Source organism: Casimicrobium huifangae, assembly GCF_009746125.1.
GTDB lineage: Bacteria > Pseudomonadota > Gammaproteobacteria > Burkholderiales > Casimicrobiaceae > Casimicrobium > Casimicrobium huifangae.
The window spans coordinates 836,156-854,131 of the sequence record NZ_CP041352.1 but is presented as its reverse complement, the minus strand read 5'-3'; the positions used below and the strand labels follow the sequence as shown (position 1 = coordinate 854,131).

Sequence of the window (17,976 nt, the reverse complement as noted above, 5' to 3'; positions counted from 1 at the left end):
CGAGAGCCCCCATGCCCGCTGACAAAAAACTCCGCATCGGCGTCCTCGGCGCCGCCAACATCGCCCGTAACTTCACTGCGGCACTGCGCGGCTCCGACAAGGTTGACGTGTGCGCCGTTGCCAGTCGTGACGCCGCCAAAGCCGCCGCGTTCGCGGCCGAGGTGGGCATCATGCAGTCGTTCGGCAGTTATGAGGCCATGCTGGCGGACCCGTCGATCGAAGCGGTCTACAACCCGCTGCCGAACAACCTGCACGCCGAGTGGACGATCAAGGCGGCTGAAGCCGGCAAGCATGTGCTCTGCGAAAAGCCCTTCGCAGCCAACGCGGCCGAGGCGAAGGCGATGTTTGACGCGGCGAAGCGCAACAACGTGATTGTCGTCGAAGCGTATCCGTATCGCGCGCAGCCGCAGACCATCAAACTCGCGCAGTTGTTGCGTGAGGGTGCGATTGGCAAGGTGCAGTTCGTGCAAGCGTCGTTCGGCTTTCCATTGGCGATGGGTAGCAATATCCGCTGGGACCCTGCACTCGCGGGCGGCGCGCTGATGGACGCCGGCAGCTATCCGGTCAGCCTGGTGCGCATGATCGCTGACGAACGGCCGGTGCGGGCGCATGCGATGGCGCGCTTTGCCGAGGGCGCGAGCGGTGGTACCGGTGTTGATCGCACGCTGTTGGGCACGCTGGATTTTCCGGGCGGTGCGCTGGCGCAGATCGCCTGCAGCTTCGGCACCTCGCGGCACCGCACCGCGCTGATCGTCGGCGATGCCGGCACCATCGAGACCACGTTCTACAACGACACCTCGGACAAGCTGCCGCCGACGCTGGTCATCCGTCGTGGCATTGCGCTCGATGCACCGCGCGAGACGATCGTGTGTGACGCAGCCGCCGGCTTCCGCGCTCAGGGCGAGGCCTTCCACGATCTGCTGCGCCATGGCTGGTCGCAATGGCCGGGCGCCACGCCCGACGAGACGCTCGACATCATGCTGGCGATTGATGCACTGGCGGCTAGCGCGCGTAGCGGCAGCGCGGTCTCCATCGTAGCCTGACCGTTTTCCAGAGCGCCGGCTTGAGGGTGACTTTCGCCGAGAACGACGGCTTCGTCATCCAACGTCAGCGCTGCGACGACAGACATACAGCTTTTTGCTGTGTAGTCCATGGAATATGGGCTCAGCGCGCAAATCGCCGCATATTGACATTTGCCTATTTTTCGCTTTTAGCCCTTATTAAATAAGGATTTCAGCGAAAAGCTGTTACTTCAAATGAGCTGTGCATACGTCGCGTCCAGCCGTGACTTGAGGTAGTCAGCACCAGTGGTTGGCCGATATCGCGCCGGGCGTTCAGGCGTGGCGCAACTGGGCAGGCAGCTCACTACCGCATCGGGATTGGGATCCAGAAAGAACGCCACGGAAAAGCGCTCACGACCGACCGGATTGACCACACGGTGCGGCGTCGACACATAGACATCGTTAGTCCAGCGCATCAGGCAATCGCCAATGTTGCAGATCAGGGCACCGGGGATGGACGGTGGCGAAACCCACTGCCCATCCCGCGTACGCACTTCCAGCCCGCCGGCATCGTCGGTCGCCAGCAGCGTGAGATTGCCGTAGTCGGTGTGCTCGCCCGCACCCGTCTGGCCCGGTTCAAAGCGGTCGGGACGCGGCGGATAGTGCAGCAGACGCAAGGTTGCCAGCGGCTGATCAAGTTTGTCGTCGAAGAAGTTTTCGGCAGCACCAAGGTCGTATGCCAGCGCCCGATGCAGGCGCATGCCCAGACGGTGACAGGCGTCGAAGTACGCGAGCATCGTCGCCCGAAAGCCGGGCAATTGCTGCTTGCCCGGCCACACGTTGACGCCGCGAAACGGTTTGCACGCAATCACATCCGGGTGGTCCGCCGGCAAATCCCAACCGATGTTGAACGCTTCCTTCACATCGCCGGGCTTGCTCGCGTCCAGCCGCTCTTCGCCGAGCGCCACGTAGCCACGATTGTTGCCCGTACGCTTGATGGACAGTGCGGCCTTTGTGTCCGGGTCGGTCGCGAAAAACCGTTGCGCTTGCGCAAAGACGGCGTCGGTCATTGTCGGCGCGATGCCGTGTCCGGTGATGACGAAGAACCCGGTGTCACGTGCAGCTGCGCCAAGGGCACGACCGAGGCTCGCATGGTCCGCGAAACCGGCGATGTCGATCAGTGGAATCTCAGGCAATGTGCTCGCCCCGATTCACGCTTGCCGACCCCGCCTCCGCGGGAGAGAAGCCAGACAAGGAGGCAGACACATCTAGCGCACCCACTGCATCGCTTCCTGCTTCTCCATCCACTCTTCCTCCAGCGCATCGACCTTGGCCGCAAGCTCACCGCGTTCGCGTGTCTTGTCGCCGAGCGACGGAGCGTTTTCCTGCGCGTAAGCGGCTTCGCTCGCGAGCCATGCGTCTAGCGCGTCGCGCGCACCGGTAAGCTTGGCCAGCTCCTTTTCGATGGCGTCGATGCGCTTCTGGATCGGTTTGCGCAGGTTGGCGAGGCGTTGCCGCTCCTCGGCCTCGGCGCGTTTGTCGTCCTTGCGTGACGGTGCGGAATCGCCGCCCGCTGGTTTGGCGCGCTGCTCGCGCAACCAGTCGCGATAGTCGTCGAGATCGCCTTCGAACGGCGCCACCCGATGATTCGCCACCAGCCAGAGCTCGTCGCAGCAGGCACGCAGGATGTGCCGGTCATGCGCCACGACCACCAGTGCGCCCTCATAGTCCTGCAGCGCCAGCGTTAGCGCCTGCCGCATCTCGATGTCGAGGTGATTGGTCGGCTCGTCGAGCAGCAGCAGGTTCGGTCGCTCGTAGACCAGCATCGCGAGCACCAGTCGCGCCTTCTCACCGCCGGAGAACACACCCACTTTTTCGCCCACGCGATCGCCACGAAAGTCGAAGCCGCCGAGGAAGTTGCGAATGTCCTGATCGCGAGCGCGCGGGTAGCCACGCTCCTCAACAAGCTTCTTGTCGAGCTGGTCGAGATGCCAGAACGGCGTCTCATCTGTGCGCAACTGCTCCAGCTGGTGCTGCGCGAAGTACGCGATCTTGAGATGCTGGCCCTCGATGCGTTCGCCGGCGAGTGGCGCAAGCGCGCCCGCCAGCGCCTTGACCAGCGTGGACTTGCCGGCACCATTGCGGCCGAGCAAGCCGATGCGCGAGTTCGGCAATATCGAAAAGCTCACGCGGTCGAGGATGACCTTCTGCGCCTCGCCTTCGCCGTAGCCCAGTTTCATGTCGGCGAACTTGAGCAACTGGCGTGGTTCGCCCTCGGGCTTCTTGAACTCGAAGGTGAACGGTGAATCCACGTGCGCCGGCGCGATGCGTTCGAGCTTTTCAAGGGCCTTGATACGGCTCTGCGCCTGCGCCGCTTTGGTCGCTTTCGCCTTGAAGCGCGTGATGAAGGATTCGAGATGCTTGATAGTGCGCTGCTGCTTCTCGAACGCCGATTGCTGCACCGAAAGCTCGGTCGCGCGCTGTTCCTCGAACGAGGCGTAGTTGCCGGTGTAGAGCTTCAGCTTGGAGCCAGCATCGCCCGCGGAGGTGTCAAAGTAGAGAATCTGATCGGCCACACGATCAATGAAGTCGCGGTCATGGGTGATCACCAGTAGTGTGCCCGGGTAGCGAGCCAGCCAGTCCTCCAGCCACATCACGGCGTCGAGGTCCAGATGGTTGGTCGGCTCGTCGAGCAACAGCAGATCACTGCGACACATCAGCGCCTGCGCAAGGTTGAGGCGCATGCGCCAGCCGCCGGAGAATGTCGTCACTGCGCGCGACTGCATGTCGTGCTCAAAGCCGAGCCCCGCCAGCAGCTCGGCCGCACGCGCAGGCGCTGCGTAGCCGCCAATCGTCTCCATCCGCGCGTACAGGTGCGCCAGCTCCTCGCCATGCTTCGCGGCGTCCGGGTTCGGATGCTCGGTCTCGCGCGCGATGGCGATCTCCAGCTCGCGCAATTCGACGTCGCCATCAAGCGCGTATTCGAGCGCCGTGCGATCCGAGGGCGGCGTCTCCTGCGCCACATGCGCGATCACCCAACCATTGGGCATCGCGATATCACCGCGCTCGGCGTGCAACTGCCCACGTAACGCCGCGAACAAGGTGGATTTGCCAGCGCCATTGGCGCCAATGATCCCGACCTTGCGGCCGGGGTTGATGGTGATGTTGGCGCGGTCGATGAGCGGCGTACTGCCGCGGGCAAGAATCAGGTCGATAAGGCGAAGCATGGCGTAATTTTGCCGTGGCGAAGGCAATTCGCCCGGGGCTTGGCCCCGGAGCCCCGTTTCACCGTTCGTGGTGGGCGCGTCGAACCACGGGCCGTGGTGCGTAGGGCGGGCACTGCCCGCCGCAAGCTGATACCAGCCAAACTTGTTCTTCGGGGAGATGGTTGGTTTGCCGCCAGCGCGCTCGTGCCGCGCGTGGCAGTAACTTTCTTTTGCTTCGCCAAAAGAAAGTCACCAAAGAAAAGGCGACCCCAGGCGATTCGCTGTTTCCCTGCGGTGCTCGCAACGCGCGGGACCCGCACAAATCGCCCGAAAGTTGCGCTGCACGCAACCAGTGGGCTCATGGTGCGGGTCTACGACCGCGCGTTGCTCCGCTCCTCGGGGCGAATCCATGGGGACCCCTTGGAACCGATACTTACTTGATCGCTTCGCGATAGAGCACGGGAACCCGGATGCAAGCATCCGGGCTACGCCACTAAAGTGCGGTGCTATCGACGGAATATGTCAGCCTCACCTTGATTTGCAATTGGATCTCCAACGACGAGCTTCGCGCTCTCGAATTTGTAGGGAAAGAAAACCACAACGGAATAGTTGTCACGGTGATTCAGCGACACCGCGATCGCATCAGACTTGGCGCCCGTTCCCGGCAAGTTGATTCTTACGTCATACACAAGCGCTGTTGCCTTGTACGCACCCGACTTTGCGCCGGAAACGAAGACTTTTTTCAACTGCCGAATCAAGTCAGACGACGGCGGACGTTCACGCGAGTCATAACCGGACACCGCAACCGTCTTGCCGTTTTTGTCCATCGCATATCCGTACGGAAAAAATTCGCGGTGCTGTTGCAACATCTTTTCAGCAAATGGCAACGCCGCATCAAGCAAGGCCTCTGCTTCTTTCTTGGCAACACTCAAGCCTTGCGCGTCGGCGAGTAACGGCAAGACGAGAAACAACAAGGGCCATCGCCAAAAAATCTGTCTCAACATTTATTGCTGCGCACTCAGAAGCTCCATTTGGATACTCGCGTCAAGATTACCGCCCCATCGCGAAGCGATCAAGCTTCGGTTCGACAGGGGCCCCATGGATTCGCCCCGAGGAGCGGAGCAACGCGCGGTCGTAGACCCGCACCATGAGCCCACTGCGCGCAGACTTGCGCGCCCTCGGGCGATTTGTGCGGGTCCCGCGCGTTGCGAGCACCGCAGGAAACAGCGAATCGCCTGGGGTCGCCTTTCTTTGGTTACTTTCTTTGGCGAAGCAAAGAAAGTGACTGCCCTGCGGCATGAGCAGCTCGTCGCAAAGAGCAAACTTCATTTCACCGTCACCCTCTCCCTAGCCCTCTCCCCTCAAGGGCGAGGGGACAAACTGCGTTCATGGTTCGACAAGCTCACCACGAACGGACATTTGTGCTTCGCGTGGCGTACGCGCTTGATCCTCTGCGGCGCCGAGGAAGACGCCCTCGCGGGCGTCATAGCGCAAAGTCGTAATCAATAATCAACGGCGCGTGGTCGGAGAACTTCTCTTCGAGATAGATCTGCGCCTTTTTCGCAGTAGCCGCAATCCCTGGCGTGGCGATCTGATAGTCGAGCCGCCACCCCACGTTGTTGGCGTAGGCATTGCCGCGGTTGCTCCACCACGTGTATTGCTCGGCGCGCTGGTCGAGAGTGCGGAAGACATCGACGAAGCCAATTTCGTCGAACACGTGGGTCAGCCACTCGCGTTCGTGCGGCAGGAAGCCTGAGTTCTTCTTGTTGCTCTTGTAGTTCTTGAGGTCGATTTCCTTGTGCGCGATATTGAAGTCGCCGCAGATCACTACCTCCTTGCCGCGCTTGCGTAGCGCCCGCAGATGCTTCGGGAACTCCACCAGAAAGCGGTCCTTGCTGGCCTGCCGCTCAGGCCCGGCGGCGCCCGAGGGCAGGTAGAGCGAGACGACGGCAACATGGCCGAAATCGGCTTCGAGGTAGCGGCCTTCACGGTCGAACTCACCGACGCCAAATTCCTTGATGACATTCACGGGTTTCTGTTTCGACCACAGCGCGGTGCCGGCGTAGCCTTTCTTTTCGGCCGGATGGAAGTGTCCGTGGCTCTTCTTTGGTCGCAGCAACTCTTCCGGTACGTCCTCGGTGTTGGCCTTCATTTCCTGCAGGCAGAACACGTCCCAGCCACGCAGGCTGTTCATCCAGTTGGCGAGGCCCTTGTTGTTGGCGGAGCGGATGCCGTTGGCATTGAGGGTGACGATGCGCATGGATTTGCTGGCCTTGCGTCGCAGGACGCGAGAAAATACGGTGTTCCCCATTTTCCATGAACGGCGCCATTTGGGCGCGGTTCACGTCTGCCTGAAAGGAAAGCATTTGCCCATGACCGCAACCACGCCCGACTCCCGCTCGCCCGACGCCTTCCGCCAAGACTTCCTCCGCTTCGCACTTGCCTGCGACGTGCTCCGCTTTGGTGAATTCAAGACCAAATCCGGCCGCCTGTCGCCGTACTTTTTCAACAGCGGTTTGTTCAATACCGGCGAGTCATTGCACCGGCTTGGCCGCTACTACGCCGATGCCGCGCTGGCGTCGGGCGTGGCCTTCGACATGACCTTCGGCCCGGCGTACAAGGGGATTCCGCTGGTATCGGCACTGGCCATCGGACTTGCCGAAAAAGGTCACAATTTGCCGTATTCGTTCAACCGCAAAGAGGCCAAGGACCACGGCGAAGGCGGCTTGATCGTCGGCGCGCCGCTCAAGGGGCGGGTGCTGATTGTGGACGACGTAATCACCGCCGGCACCAGCGTGCGCGAGTCAGTCGCCATCATTCGCGCGGCGGGCGCCGAACCGGCGGGCGTGCTGATCATGCTCGACCGCATGGAGCGTGGCACTGGCACACTCTCTGCAGTACAGGAGGTTGAAACAACAGTCGGCATCCCCGTGATCGCCATCGCTGCCTTGCCAGATGTGCTGCAGCTGGTGGGCAGCGACGCCGGCCTCAGCCAGTTCAAGGACAAGATTGAAGCCTATCGTGCTCAGTATGGAGTGCTCGCCTAGCTCGCCGCTTCAGGCGCTGGTTACGCGTTGGTGGCCGCTCGCTGCGGCCTGCGCATTGCTGGCGGCGGGAACGTGCGAGGCCCAGCTCTACAAGTGGGTCGATGAAAACGGCAAGGTGCAATACAGCGACACCATCCCGCCGGCAGCAAACGACCGCGCCCGCAAGGAGCTGCGCGCCGACGGCACGCTCAAGCGCGAGACCGAGCGCGCCGCGACGATCGAGGAAAAGCGGCTCGCTGCGCAGCGCGTTGCCGACGAGGCCAAGGCCCGCGAGGCCCGCCTGGAGCAGGAGCGCAAGGACAAAGCGCTGCTGACCACCTACGCCGACCTGAAAGATTTTGATCGCGTTCGCGACCGGGCGCTGGGCAATCTGGAAACCGAGATCCGCAACCTGACCGAACGCGAAGCGATCCTCGCCAAAATCGTCGCCGGCCAGCAAGCCACGCCGCAAGAGATCGCCAAATTGGCTTCGCCTGCCAGTGCACCGGCGACCCCAATCGCAGCACCCGCGGCAGCGCCGGGCACGCCGCCGGCTCCCGGCGCGGCCAAAGCGCCGCCCCCGGCCCCGGCGAAGCCCGCTGCCCCCAAGTCAGCCAACGCGTTGCTGCTGGAGGCGAAGTCCGAGCTGCCGCGCGTCACCGAACTGCTCACCCGCAAGCGCCGCGACCGTGCCGATCTGGCAACGCTCTACGCCGCCGAACGCATCCGGCTGGCCAATCTGATCGATGCCGAGAACGCCAAGCTGGCGGCGGCAACGGCAGCCTCGGCGGCAGCCAGCAAGTCAGCCGCCGCAACCAGCCCAGCGCCGGTCAGGAAGTAGCGGCTTTTCGCGGGATCCCTTATTCAACGCGGGCTAACCGCCTTTTCTGGCGGAAGTCGAGTTTTTCCATTTTTGGACCCTGAGCCCTTATTCGGCGGTTGTTTCACACAAAAGCCGTACGCCTGACTTCGACGCGGCTATCCTCCTCGTCCATGAAGATTGCATTCCACGTTGACCCCATCGCCAAGCTGAAGGCGTACAAGGATTCCTCCGTCGCCATGATGCGCGCTGCCCAGGCGCGTGGCCACCAGATCTTCGCCATCGAGCCGGGCGGTGTTTTTTCCAGCCGTGGCGTGGTGCAGGCCTTCGCCCAGCCGATCGCGGTAAGCGATGACGACCACGACTGGTACGAGCTGTACGAAAAGGCCACTATTCCGCTCAACGAATTTGACGCTGTGATCGAACGCAAGGACCCGCCGTTCGACATGGAATACATCTATCACACCTATCTTTTCGAGCGTGCCGCCGATCAGGGTGCGCGGGTGTTCAACCGCCCTGGCGCCATTCGCGACAACAACGAAAAGATGGCGATCCTCAAGCACCCGGACATGATCGCGGCGACCACCGTGACGCGCTCAACGCAGGTGCTGCGCGACTTTGTGCACGAGTACGGCGACGCCATCTTCAAGCCGCTCGACGGCATGGGCGGCAGTGGCATTTTTCATGTCCGCGACGGCGACAAGAACCTGTCGGTGATCATCGAAACCCTGACCCGCCATGGCACGCAAACGATCATGGCGCAACGGTTTCTGCCCGAGATCGTCGATGGCGACAAGCGCATCCTGCTGATTGGCGGCGAGGTGGTGCCGTTCGCGCTGGCCCGCATCCCGATGATCGGCGAGACGCGCGGCAACATGGCGGCGGGCGGCCGCCCCGAGGCGCGCCCGCTGACCGACAGCGATCGCCACATCGCCGAGACGATGGCCAAACGGCTGTGGGCAGAAGGCCTGTTTCTGGTTGGCCTCGACGTGATCGGCAGCAAGGTCACCGAGATCAACGTCACCAGCCCCACCGGCTTCGTCGAAATCAAGGCGCAGACCGGTTTTGACGTTGCGGCGATGTTTATCCGCAACCTGGAGTCGGTGCTCCAGTCCTGAATCGGCATTTTTGCCGCGCCGCAGCAATTTCCCTGTTACCATCGCGCCAAATTAGTCCAGAAGTGCCACATTTCAGGGCATGATGTGACCTTCGGCCAGCGGCCTGATGCCGCCGGCTGAACGTGAGGGCGAGGCATGATCGGTATTCTCATCATCGCGCATGGCAATCTGGGTGACGCGCTCATCAATTGCATGACGCACGTCCTCGGCAAGCGGCCGGAGGGCATCGCGGCCATGCAGGTCGCCGGCACCGACACGCCACGCGAGCTGATGCCGTCGGCGCAGCGCATGATCAACGCACTGGACGAAGGCGACGGCGTGCTGCTCATCACCGACATCTTCGGCGCCAGCCCATCCAACCTCGCCTGCAAGATGCTGGTACCGGGGCGCGTTGAGGCCGTTGCCGGCGCCAATGTGCCGATGCTCGTGCGTGCCATCACCTATCGTACCCGCGGCATGGAGACCCTGCTGAAGCGCGTGGTCTCCGGCGGCTGTGAGGGCGTGTTCCACATCGCGGCTGACCCGATCCTCGGCCCGCAGATCGCCCATTCCGCCGCCAATGAGGGCGTGCCGGCCCTCAATCGGCATTAGCCTGGGCCACAACGCACCGTGCGAGGGCATTTCCTGGCAAGGCTGGTATAACTGGACGCATGCAAAAGCGCGACATCGAGATCACCAACAAGCTGGGGTTGCACGCAAGGGCCTCGGCCAAGCTCACCCAGACAGCCACCCGCTTCAAGTGTGAGGTCAATCTCGAACGCAACGGTCGCCGCGTCAATGCCAAGAGCATCATGGGTGTCATGATGCTTGCCGCCGGCAAGGGTGTCACCATCCAGATCGAAACCGACGGCGAGGACGAGGCCGACGCCATGCGCGATCTGGTCGCGCTGATCGAAGACAAATTCGGCGAAGGCGAGTAGCCGCGTCGCGCCGGTATCACCGGGGCGTTCTCCAGAACACAGGTTCGCCAGGCGGCGCCGCCCTTAGGCTGTCTTCGCGCAATCGCGTCGTCGTCACTTGCTAGCATTGGCTGGTGAACGCCGCCGTCGAACCCGTCCAGCCCGCCGCGCCCATCAGCCAGATATCGTTTGTGCTGCACGGCGTCGCAGCCGCGCCGGGCATCGCCATCGCGCGGGCGCAACTGGTCTCGCACGCCACCCTGGAGGTGGCGCACTACGACGTTGCGCCCGAGCAGATCGAGGCTGAACTGGCGCGCTTCGACACCGCACTGGCGGCTGTTCGCGCCGATTTTGAGGCGTTGCACGAGCGCATGAAGGGCGAGGACGCGCCTGCTGAGTTCGGCGCCTTTCTCGATGTGCACTGGATGATCCTGACTGACACCCAGCTGTCGAAGGACCCGAAGCTGCTGATTGAAGAGCAGCGCTGCAACGCCGAGTGGGCCGTTACCCAGAAAATGAACGAATTGGTGGAGCAATTCAGCCAGTTCGACGATCTCTACCTGCGCGAGCGTGCCAACGACGTGGTGCAGGTGGTGGAGCGCATCGTCAAGGCGCTGATGGGCAAACCGAGCGAGTTGCCGCTGATCAACCCCGATCACGCCACCGCGCTGATTGCGCACGATCTGTCGCCGGCTGATGCCATCCATTTCAAGGAATCCGCCTTCGCGGCCTTCGTCACCGACGTCGGCGGCGCCACCTCACACACCGCGATTGTTGCGCGCTCGCTGGGCATTCCGGCGGTCGTCGCCCTGCACAACGCGCGCTCGCTGATCCGTGAAGCGGAGCGGTTGATCGTCGACGGCGACAACGGTCTCGTCATCGTCAACCCGGACCAGCATGTGCTGGCCGAATACGAGCTCAAGCAGGGCAGCCAGCGCATCGAGCGGCAGAAGCTGAAGCGGCTGGTATCCACCCGCGCCGTCACGCTGGACGGCATGGCTGTCGATCTCAACGCCAACATCGAGCTGCCGACCGACGTCAAGGGCTGCGTGGAGAACGGTGCCGACGGCGTTGGCCTGTTCCGCAGCGAGTTCCTGTTCATGCACCGCGAGGATCTGCCCACCGAGGATGAGCAGTTCGAGGCCTACCGCGCTGTCGTTGAGGGCGTGCAGGGTCGCCCGGTCACCATCCGCACGTTCGATCTCGGCGCCGACAAACGCATGCCGGGTCTCGGCGACCGGCCCAGCGAGAACCCCGCGCTCGGGCTGCGTGCCATTCGCCTTTGCCTCGCCGAGCCGAAACTGTTCATGACGCAGTTGCGTGCGATCCTGCGCGCCAGCGCCTACGGTCGCCTGCGCATCCTGGTGCCGATGCTGGCCAACGCGCATGAGATCCGGCAGACGCTGGCGTTCATTGAGCGAGCCAAGGCCGAACTGCGTGCGCAGAAGATCGCGCACGACAACGATGTGCCGGTCGGTGGCATGGTCGAAATTCCGGCCTCCGTGCTCTCGCTGGGCTACTTCATCGAGCATCTCGACTTTCTCTCGATCGGCACCAACGATCTGATCCAGTACACGCTGGCCATTGATCGCACCGATGACGCCGTGGCGCATATGTACGACCCGCTGCATCCGGCGGTGCTGAAGCTGATTGCGCAGGCGATCCGCACTGCCAACAAGGCGAATACGCCGATTGCGGTGTGCGGTGAAATGGCTGGTGAACTGCGTCTGACCCGTCTGCTGCTCGGCTTCGGGCTGCGCAATTTCTCGATGCACCCGGCGCAACTGCTCACCATCAAGCAGCGCGTGCTCACCTCCAGCATTGCCGATTGCGAAGCCGCCGCCAACCGCATCCTTCGCACCGACGATCCGGACAAGATTGCAGCTGCACTGGTGCGTCTGAACGCACTCTAACCCGCCAGATCTCGCCCCCCGGCTGCGCCAGTTCGCGCCGTTTTCCCGCAATTCGCGCAGCACGCCTGCAACTCATCGCACGCCCCTCGCGGCCCGGATTTGCTGCGTCTACAGTTCGCTCCATCGACGAATCGCACTCTTCTTACAGGGTGATGCAACAGACCAAGGAGCAAACCATGAGCCGCAAGTTTTCAATCCTCTCCCGCACCGAATCCGCTGTCTCCGCACTCGCTGCATCGGCGTTTGCCGTGGTAACCGTGGGTGTCGTACTTGGCGCATTCGCCAGCGTGGCGCCCACCCCCGTCGCACATGAAGTGATCGTCTTTGACCACGTGACGATCACCGCACCACGTTCGGTCTAACTCGCACAGATTTGCCTGCCTCTGCAGGCTCCCTCCTCCCTTCCCCCCGGTTCACCCCCGAGACCGGGATTTCCGCCACCCGTTCCTCCGACGGGTGGCGTTTTTCTTTCCAGTTCCGCCGCATGCGATGTCGGGCACACTTGCGGCTTGTCCTGCTTGCTGTGAGCACCGATGATCCTGCTTGGCCTTGATGCTGCGTCCGATCTGCGCAAATTTGGTGTTGTCATGTGCCGGTGGACACATGGCAAGTTGTCGCTGCTTGCCCACGGCACGCTTGATCAGACCAGCATTCGAGATGCGATCACGCAGCAGTTGCGAACGGCCGACCGGGCACTGCTGGCGATTGATGCGCCGCTGGGCTGGCCAGCGGCACTTGGTCAATCACTCGCCGCTCACCAGGCGGGGCAAGGCATTGCAGTTGCGCAGAACACGCTGTTTCGTCGCGCCACCGATGTATCGGTGCATCAGCGTACCGGCAAGCTGCCGCTCGAAGTGGGTGCTGACCGCATCGCGCGCGCCGCGTGGCAGGCGCTCAGTGTGCTGCAGCAACTGCGCGCGGCCACCGGCCACGACATCCCGCTGGCGTGGGCGCCCGATTTTGCGGACCGGATCGCTGCGATCGAGGTCTATCCGGGGGCACTGTTGAAGGCGACCGGCGGCAATCCGTCTGGCTACAAGGAGCAGGTGGAGGGCGTCGCAGCCCGCGCCTTGATCGCCACACGCTTTGCCGAGCTGGCCCCGTGGCTGGGCAATCTGGTTGATCAACGTGCTGACGTGTTTGATGCCGCGCTATGCACGCTAGCCGGTATCGACTTTCTGCGTGGCGAGGCCATCCCGCCAGACGAAGTCGCACTGGCCCGCAAGGAGGGCTGGGCGTGGGTGCGCCCGCTAACGCCCCACACCTGACAACCAGGCGGCGGTGTCAGCCGGCGAACGGAAAATCAGGGGGTTCAGATGCGGGTGCTGCGCCAGCGCCTTGGGATAGTTGCGGCGGTTACGCCAGTACGTTTTCAACAGCCACAGCAGAATTGAGTCGCGCCCGAGGCTGCGCGCGAGCGATTCTTCGTTGCCATTGCAGCAGCGTTCGCCGTCAAACACGCGCCGCCGGGTACGCCGCAGCAGTTGCCATGCCGTACGCGGAAAGCTGTAGTCGAGCCAGATGAGGGTATCGGCCCGCGGCCAAACCAGATCGCGCGCCACGCTGTAGTTGCCGTCGATCACCCAGGCCGACTGCGCGGTGAAGGCATCCACCAGCTCACGAAAGGTCGCGTCGTCGCGCTCGATCCATCCGGGCAGCCAGTGCAGCGTATCCATCTCGGTATGGGGTACGCCGAACTTCGCAGCTAGCGTTCGGCCGAGCGTCGATTTGCCGGAGCCGGTGGAGCCGATGATGACGATACGTTGCATGGGCCGCGCATTTTGCATGAAGCAGAGAAGCGTGCTCCGATCGGACGTGCAGTAAAATTCACAGATCGCCGATTTGAAGATTCAGCTTGCGGGCGAGACAAAACATGGAAGCGTGATTTGTCGAAATTGCTAAAGCGTCGTTGGATGACCTGAGAGCTTTGCGCTCCAGTCATCACCGCCCAGCCCGCAAGCCGTCATCAAAGGCTCCGGGCTTTTTTGTTGACCATGTCGACCACTCCGATTCCGCATGACTCCGTAGGGTACGTCTCGCCGCAGAAGATTGCGTTCGAGACGCCCATCCAGTTCGCGTCCGGCGCCTCGCTGCCACGCTTTGATTTGATGGTGGAGACCTACGGCGAGCTGAACGCGGCCAAAAGCAATGCCGTGCTGGTCTGCCACGCGCTCTCCGGCCATCATCACGTGGCGGGCTACTACAAGGATGCGCCGGACCCATCACGCAGCGAGGGTTGGTGGGAGAACCTGATCGGGCCTGGCCGCCCGCTGGATACCCGCAAGTTCTTCGTGATTGGGCTCAACAACCTCGGTGGCTGCCACGGCTCCACCGGGCCGGGCACGATCAATCCTGCGACCGGGCAGCCGTTCGGGAGTGACTTCCCGGTGGTAACGGTACCGGACTGGGTAGAAGCGCAGCGCCTGCTTGCCGATCATTTCGGGATCGATTCTTTCGCCGCGATTCTCGGTGGATCGCTGGGCGGCATGCAGGCGCTGCAATGGTCCATCCTGCATCCCGACCGTGTGCGCAACGTGCTCGCCATCGCAGCGGCGCCCAAGCTTTCAGCCGAGAACATCGGCTTCAACGAGGTGGCGCGGCAGGCCATCCGCACCGATCCGGACTTTCACGACGGTCATTTCTACGCGCACGGCGTGGTGCCGCGGCGCGGGCTGCGGCTGTCGCGCATGCTTGGCCATCTCACCTATCTGTCGGACGACTTGATGGGCGAGAAGTTTGGCCGTCTGCTCAAGGGTGAGGACTACCAGTTCGGCTTCGATGCCGAATTCGAAGTGGAGAGCTACCTGCGCTATCAGGGCGACAAGTTCGCGGGCTACTTTGACGCCAACACCTATCTGCTGATGACCAAGGCGCTCGACTACTTTGATCCGGCGAAAGATTTTGGCGGCGACCTCACGGCCGCATTCGCCAACAGCACGGCGAAATTCTTCATCGCCGCCTTCACCAGCGACTGGCGCTTCTCGCCCGCGCGCTCGAAGGAGATCGTGCGCTCCCTGCTCGCCAATCGGCATGACGTGAGCTACGCCGAGATTGAATCGGTGGAAGGGCACGATTCCTTCCTGATGCCCATCCCGCAATATCACGCGCTGCTGCGCGCCACGTTCGAAGGGATCCGCGTATGAGCGCCGCCTACATTCGCCCCGACTTCGACGTTGTCACCCACTGGGTGCCGCAGGGCGCGTCGGTGCTTGATCTCGGCTGTGGCGACGGCGAGCTGCTCGCACGCCTGGTCCGCGAGCGCAACGCGCAAGGCTACGGCGTCGAGATCGCCGATGCCGGTGTACTGGCGTCGATGCAGCGCGGGCTCAACATCGTGCAGGCCGACATCGAAGGCGGACTCAATCTGTTCGGCGACGCTGCGTTCGATGTGGTCATCCTGTCACAAACGCTGCAGGCCACGCGCCATACCGAAGCGCTGGTGAGCGAAGTGCTGCGCGTCGGCAAGAGCGCCATCGTGACGTTACCCAACTTCGGTCACTGGTCGGTGCGCTGGCAGCTCGGCATCGGTGGTCGCATGCCGGTGTCAAAGCGGCTGCCGTATCAGTGGTACGACACGCCGAACGTGCACTTCTCCACCATTCGCGATTTCGACGTCTTCTGCGCCGAAAAAGGCATCAGGGTTGAACGTCGCGCGGTACTAGCGGGTGGCCACGAAATTTCGCTATTGCCCAACGTGCGTGGTGAGACGGCCGTATTCCAGATCCGGCGCTAAGACTGAGTGTGACACGGCGCCAAAGTCCTGTTGCGGCGGGATAATCTGCGCTTGGCCCGCCACGACGGGCAGAGGGTGACGAGGGGTTCATGAGGGTTTTCTTTCGCACATGGCTTGCTGCCGCGCTGCTTGCGGTGGCCGCTGGCGCTGCCAGCGCCGCGACGGGTAGCTGGCTCACACTGGCAGGCACAGCCAACGGCGCCGCGAAGGGCGCGCTGGTTGCACCGGGTGAGCGTGATGTCAGCATCAACCTCGACGCACTGTTCTCTCACGCACATGGCGAAACACGCAACGTTGCCGTGTCCGATACGCGCGAGCTCGCGCTGACGGGCCTGCGCGTTCTCGACGGCGCATCCGGCGCGCGCACCTGGGTGGGCATGCATCGTGACGGCGACGCCGAGCACAACGTCTTTGTCACCGAGCATCAGGGCTACGTGTACGGTACGCTGTACGCATCCGACACCACTTACATCCTGAGTGGCGACAGCAAGCGCGGCAGCGTTCGCCTGCTCGACCAGCGCGCAGCAGGGCATACACTGGTGCCGCCGACGGCGCATGATTTCGTGGAGCCCCCGTTGTTGCCGCAAGCACTTGCGGAGCAGCACAAGCTCAGTGATGAGGCCACGGTGGTGTTCGCTACGCCAGCGCCACAAAGCGTGATCGACCTGCTGGTGGTGTACACCGAGGGCATGGTGACCCGATACGGCAGTGTGGCCGGCGTGCTCGCGCGCATCAACAACCTGGTGGCGCAGGCCAACACCGGCTACCTGAACAGCGAGGTAGCGATCACGCTGCGGCTGGTAGCAACCTATCGCAGCAGCTATTCCGAGACAACTACCGACGGGCAGGCGCTTGATCACATCACGCCGTCGATCCCGGCCTTTGGACGCGTGGTGGTGACGCCGCCCGAACTGACCGCAGTCGCGCCGCTGCGCGATTCCAGCCAGGCCGATATCGTGGTGCTGATCCGTCCGTTCCGGCGCAATGCGCACGCCGCCTGCGGCATGGCCAACCGCAACGGCACCGTGGGCTTCGACATGGCGCCGTACGAGGGCTGGGCTTATGCCGTGTTCAGCGACGGACTCGATCTGGAGGCTGGCAACGGGACCTGCCCGGACACCGCCTTCTCGCATGAAATCGGACACGTCATGGGCATGAACCATGATCGCGGCAGTCTCTCGGTGGACGCGCCCAATGCAACGGTGCCGCCGGTCTCTTACGGCTATGGCTTCGGTTACGGCTACAACGCACCGGGCTGCCCGACCGGCTATTGCTACATGCCCACCCATGGCGACATCATGTCGATCGCCTACGTTAACCGCAACCTCAACTGTTATTCCCATCCCGGCATCCGCATTGCCAGCGATGGCCTGTCGTGCGGCTTGAACGTATCGTCGGGCACCATCGCCGGGGTCGCACCCGACACCGCCGAGGAAGCCTGTATCGGCTCGGCGGCAGGCTGCGGGCCGGCGGCGGCGTCCTGCGCGAACAACCCGACCTGCGCCTATTCGGCGCGCGGCCTCAACTACGTTCGCGTGAAGGTTTCGCGCTGGCGTGATGCGCCGATCAGCGGCACCATCACCCAGGGCGCGACCGGCGTGGCCAATCTGTCGTTCTGTACGTCAAGCCCCGACATTCTTTGCACGGCATCCACCGGCAGCTACCGCTGCAGCGGCCCGGCCGGGTGGACCGGCTCGATACATCCACGCGCGGCAGGCTACCGTATCCCTGCGGTCGTGGTGCCGGCTGCATTGACGGTGGGCGGCATCACCAGCAACCTGAGCGCCCAGCTCGACAGTGCCTTCCCGAACTGCAACCTCGATATTGACGGCAACGGCCTCATCGACGCCTCGACCGACGGCGTGGCGACGCTACGCCGGTTCCTCGGTGTCAGCGCAGCCAACTTCGGCACACCGGCAGGTGTCTGCGCGCAGAACACCACCGCGGCGACCCTTTACGCCCGCAGTGCGTTCGCGGCGGTACCGGCAACCGGCGCCACCAGCAGTAACGCGACCGGCGACGGCCTGGTGATCCTGCGGGCCATGCTTGGGCTAACTGGCAGCGCGGTGACGCAAGGCGCGGTGCCGCCCGGCGCGGCGCGCGGCCAGTGGAACACGCCGGCCGGCGTCAACAACAACATTCGCGAGTGGCTGAATGCCAATTGCGGCAGTGCCTTCGTCCCGTAAGAACGGGCTTGTTCGGATAGCGAAATCAGGGCGCGGCGTGACACAATCCGCGCGAGTGGCGGCCGGAGTCTGCC

General features: G+C 63.1%; 16 protein-coding genes and 1 pseudogene. 12 read left to right on the top strand and 5 right to left on the bottom strand.

Annotation, left to right across the window (positions count from 1 at the left end):
• Positions 1–11 precede the first annotated feature (11 nt).
• Entirely contained in the window at positions 12–1,043 is a 1,032-nt protein-coding gene (locus FKL89_RS03840; protein ID WP_156861492.1) for a Gfo/Idh/MocA family protein, read from the top strand.
• A gap of 209 nt (positions 1,044–1,252) precedes the next feature.
• Here FKL89_RS03840 and FKL89_RS03835 read toward each other — a convergent pair whose 3' ends face one another.
• The 4 genes from FKL89_RS03835 to FKL89_RS03820 form a co-directional block, all read right to left on the bottom strand.
• Positions 1,253–2,197: an isopenicillin N synthase family dioxygenase gene (locus FKL89_RS03835; protein ID WP_156861490.1), complete on the bottom strand. Its 945-nt coding sequence runs from the start codon at positions 2,195–2,197 to the stop codon at positions 1,253–1,255.
• A 72-nt stretch (positions 2,198–2,269) separates the two neighbouring features.
• A complete protein-coding gene (locus FKL89_RS03830) occupies positions 2,270–4,228 on the bottom strand; it encodes an ATP-binding cassette domain-containing protein (protein WP_156861488.1) in 1,959 nt (652 codons plus the stop codon).
• Positions 4,229–4,713: 485 nt separating this feature from the next.
• Positions 4,714–5,181: a hypothetical protein gene (locus tag FKL89_RS03825; RefSeq protein ID WP_156861486.1), complete on the bottom strand. Its 468-nt coding sequence runs from the start codon at positions 5,179–5,181 to the stop codon at positions 4,714–4,716.
• A gap of 509 nt (positions 5,182–5,690) precedes the next feature.
• On the bottom strand, positions 5,691–6,467 hold the full coding sequence (locus tag FKL89_RS03820; protein ID WP_156861484.1) for an exodeoxyribonuclease III: 777 nt from the start codon (positions 6,465–6,467) through the stop codon (positions 5,691–5,693).
• 112 nt (positions 6,468–6,579) lie between these two features.
• Between FKL89_RS03820 and pyrE the strand changes: the two genes are divergently transcribed.
• From pyrE to FKL89_RS03780, 8 genes and pseudogenes are all read left to right on the top strand, one after another.
• On the top strand, positions 6,580–7,254 hold the full coding sequence (gene pyrE / locus FKL89_RS03815) for an orotate phosphoribosyltransferase (protein WP_156861482.1): 675 nt from the start codon (positions 6,580–6,582) through the stop codon (positions 7,252–7,254).
• Entirely contained in the window at positions 7,238–8,074 is an 837-nt protein-coding gene (locus FKL89_RS03810; RefSeq protein ID WP_162527384.1) for a DUF4124 domain-containing protein, read from the top strand. The genes pyrE and FKL89_RS03810 overlap by 17 nt, the downstream gene beginning before the upstream one ends.
• A gap of 152 nt (positions 8,075–8,226) precedes the next feature.
• The gene (gene gshB / locus FKL89_RS03805) at positions 8,227–9,171 is read left to right on the top strand and encodes a glutathione synthase (RefSeq protein WP_156861478.1); all 945 of its coding nucleotides are present in this window, start codon (positions 8,227–8,229) and stop codon (positions 9,169–9,171) included.
• A 135-nt stretch (positions 9,172–9,306) separates the two neighbouring features.
• Entirely contained in the window at positions 9,307–9,762 is a 456-nt protein-coding gene (locus FKL89_RS03800; protein ID WP_156861476.1) for a PTS sugar transporter subunit IIA, read from the top strand.
• Positions 9,763–9,821: 59 nt separating this feature from the next.
• Positions 9,822–10,091 carry an HPr family phosphocarrier protein gene (locus FKL89_RS03795; RefSeq protein ID WP_156861474.1) on the top strand — a complete coding sequence of 90 codons (270 nt, stop codon included), beginning with the start codon at positions 9,822–9,824 and terminating at the stop codon, positions 10,089–10,091.
• Positions 10,092–10,201: 110 nt separating this feature from the next.
• Positions 10,202–11,983, top strand: a pseudogene (gene ptsP, locus FKL89_RS03790) (phosphoenolpyruvate--protein phosphotransferase); the annotation flags it as partial.
• Between the two features lie 176 nt (positions 11,984–12,159).
• Entirely contained in the window at positions 12,160–12,345 is a 186-nt protein-coding gene (locus tag FKL89_RS03785; protein WP_156861472.1) for a hypothetical protein, read from the top strand.
• 171 nt (positions 12,346–12,516) lie between these two features.
• Positions 12,517–13,251: a DUF429 domain-containing protein gene (locus FKL89_RS03780; protein ID WP_156861470.1), complete on the top strand. Its 735-nt coding sequence runs from the start codon at positions 12,517–12,519 to the stop codon at positions 13,249–13,251.
• On the opposite strand, the gene FKL89_RS03775 is transcribed toward FKL89_RS03780, so the two are convergent.
• A complete protein-coding gene (locus FKL89_RS03775) occupies positions 13,234–13,752 on the bottom strand; it encodes a P-loop NTPase family protein (RefSeq protein ID WP_238363476.1) in 519 nt (172 codons plus the stop codon). The genes FKL89_RS03780 and FKL89_RS03775 overlap by 18 nt on opposite strands.
• A gap of 225 nt (positions 13,753–13,977) precedes the next feature.
• Between FKL89_RS03775 and metX the strand changes: the two genes are divergently transcribed.
• From metX to FKL89_RS03760, 3 genes are all read left to right on the top strand, one after another.
• The gene (metX, locus tag FKL89_RS03770) at positions 13,978–15,126 is read left to right on the top strand and encodes a homoserine O-succinyltransferase MetX (RefSeq protein ID WP_156861466.1); all 1,149 of its coding nucleotides are present in this window, start codon (positions 13,978–13,980) and stop codon (positions 15,124–15,126) included.
• On the top strand, positions 15,123–15,716 hold the full coding sequence (gene metW, locus FKL89_RS03765; RefSeq protein WP_156861464.1) for a methionine biosynthesis protein MetW: 594 nt from the start codon (positions 15,123–15,125) through the stop codon (positions 15,714–15,716). The genes metX and metW overlap by 4 nt, the downstream gene beginning before the upstream one ends.
• Before the next feature lie 89 nt (positions 15,717–15,805).
• Entirely contained in the window at positions 15,806–17,902 is a 2,097-nt protein-coding gene (locus tag FKL89_RS03760; RefSeq protein ID WP_156861462.1) for a reprolysin-like metallopeptidase, read from the top strand.
• The last annotated feature ends 74 nt before the right edge of the window (positions 17,903–17,976 follow it).

Bases quoted from the DNA above. Each gene is read 5' to 3' on its own strand.
- FKL89_RS03840 (WP_156861492.1), top strand. From the start codon at position 12: ATGCCCGCTGACAAAAAACTCCGCATCGGCGTCCTCGGCGCCGCCAAC.
- FKL89_RS03830 (WP_156861488.1), bottom strand. From the start codon at position 4,228: ATGCTTCGCCTTATCGACCTGATTCTTGCCCGCGGCAGTACGCCGCTC.
- FKL89_RS03820 (WP_156861484.1), bottom strand. From the start codon at position 6,467: ATGCGCATCGTCACCCTCAATGCCAACGGCATCCGCTCCGCCAACAAC.
- pyrE (WP_156861482.1), top strand. From the start codon at position 6,580: ATGACCGCAACCACGCCCGACTCCCGCTCGCCCGACGCCTTCCGCCAA.
- FKL89_RS03810 (WP_162527384.1), top strand. From the start codon at position 7,238: ATGGAGTGCTCGCCTAGCTCGCCGCTTCAGGCGCTGGTTACGCGTTGG.
- gshB (WP_156861478.1), top strand. From the start codon at position 8,227: ATGAAGATTGCATTCCACGTTGACCCCATCGCCAAGCTGAAGGCGTAC.
- FKL89_RS03800 (WP_156861476.1), top strand. From the start codon at position 9,307: ATGATCGGTATTCTCATCATCGCGCATGGCAATCTGGGTGACGCGCTC.
- FKL89_RS03795 (WP_156861474.1), top strand. From the start codon at position 9,822: ATGCAAAAGCGCGACATCGAGATCACCAACAAGCTGGGGTTGCACGCA.
- FKL89_RS03785 (WP_156861472.1), top strand. From the start codon at position 12,160: ATGAGCCGCAAGTTTTCAATCCTCTCCCGCACCGAATCCGCTGTCTCC.
- FKL89_RS03780 (WP_156861470.1), top strand. From the start codon at position 12,517: ATGATCCTGCTTGGCCTTGATGCTGCGTCCGATCTGCGCAAATTTGGT.
- FKL89_RS03775 (WP_238363476.1), bottom strand. From the start codon at position 13,752: ATGCAACGTATCGTCATCATCGGCTCCACCGGCTCCGGCAAATCGACG.
- metX (WP_156861466.1), top strand. From the start codon at position 13,978: ATGTCGACCACTCCGATTCCGCATGACTCCGTAGGGTACGTCTCGCCG.
- metW (WP_156861464.1), top strand. From the start codon at position 15,123: ATGAGCGCCGCCTACATTCGCCCCGACTTCGACGTTGTCACCCACTGG.
- FKL89_RS03760 (WP_156861462.1), top strand. From the start codon at position 15,806: ATGAGGGTTTTCTTTCGCACATGGCTTGCTGCCGCGCTGCTTGCGGTG.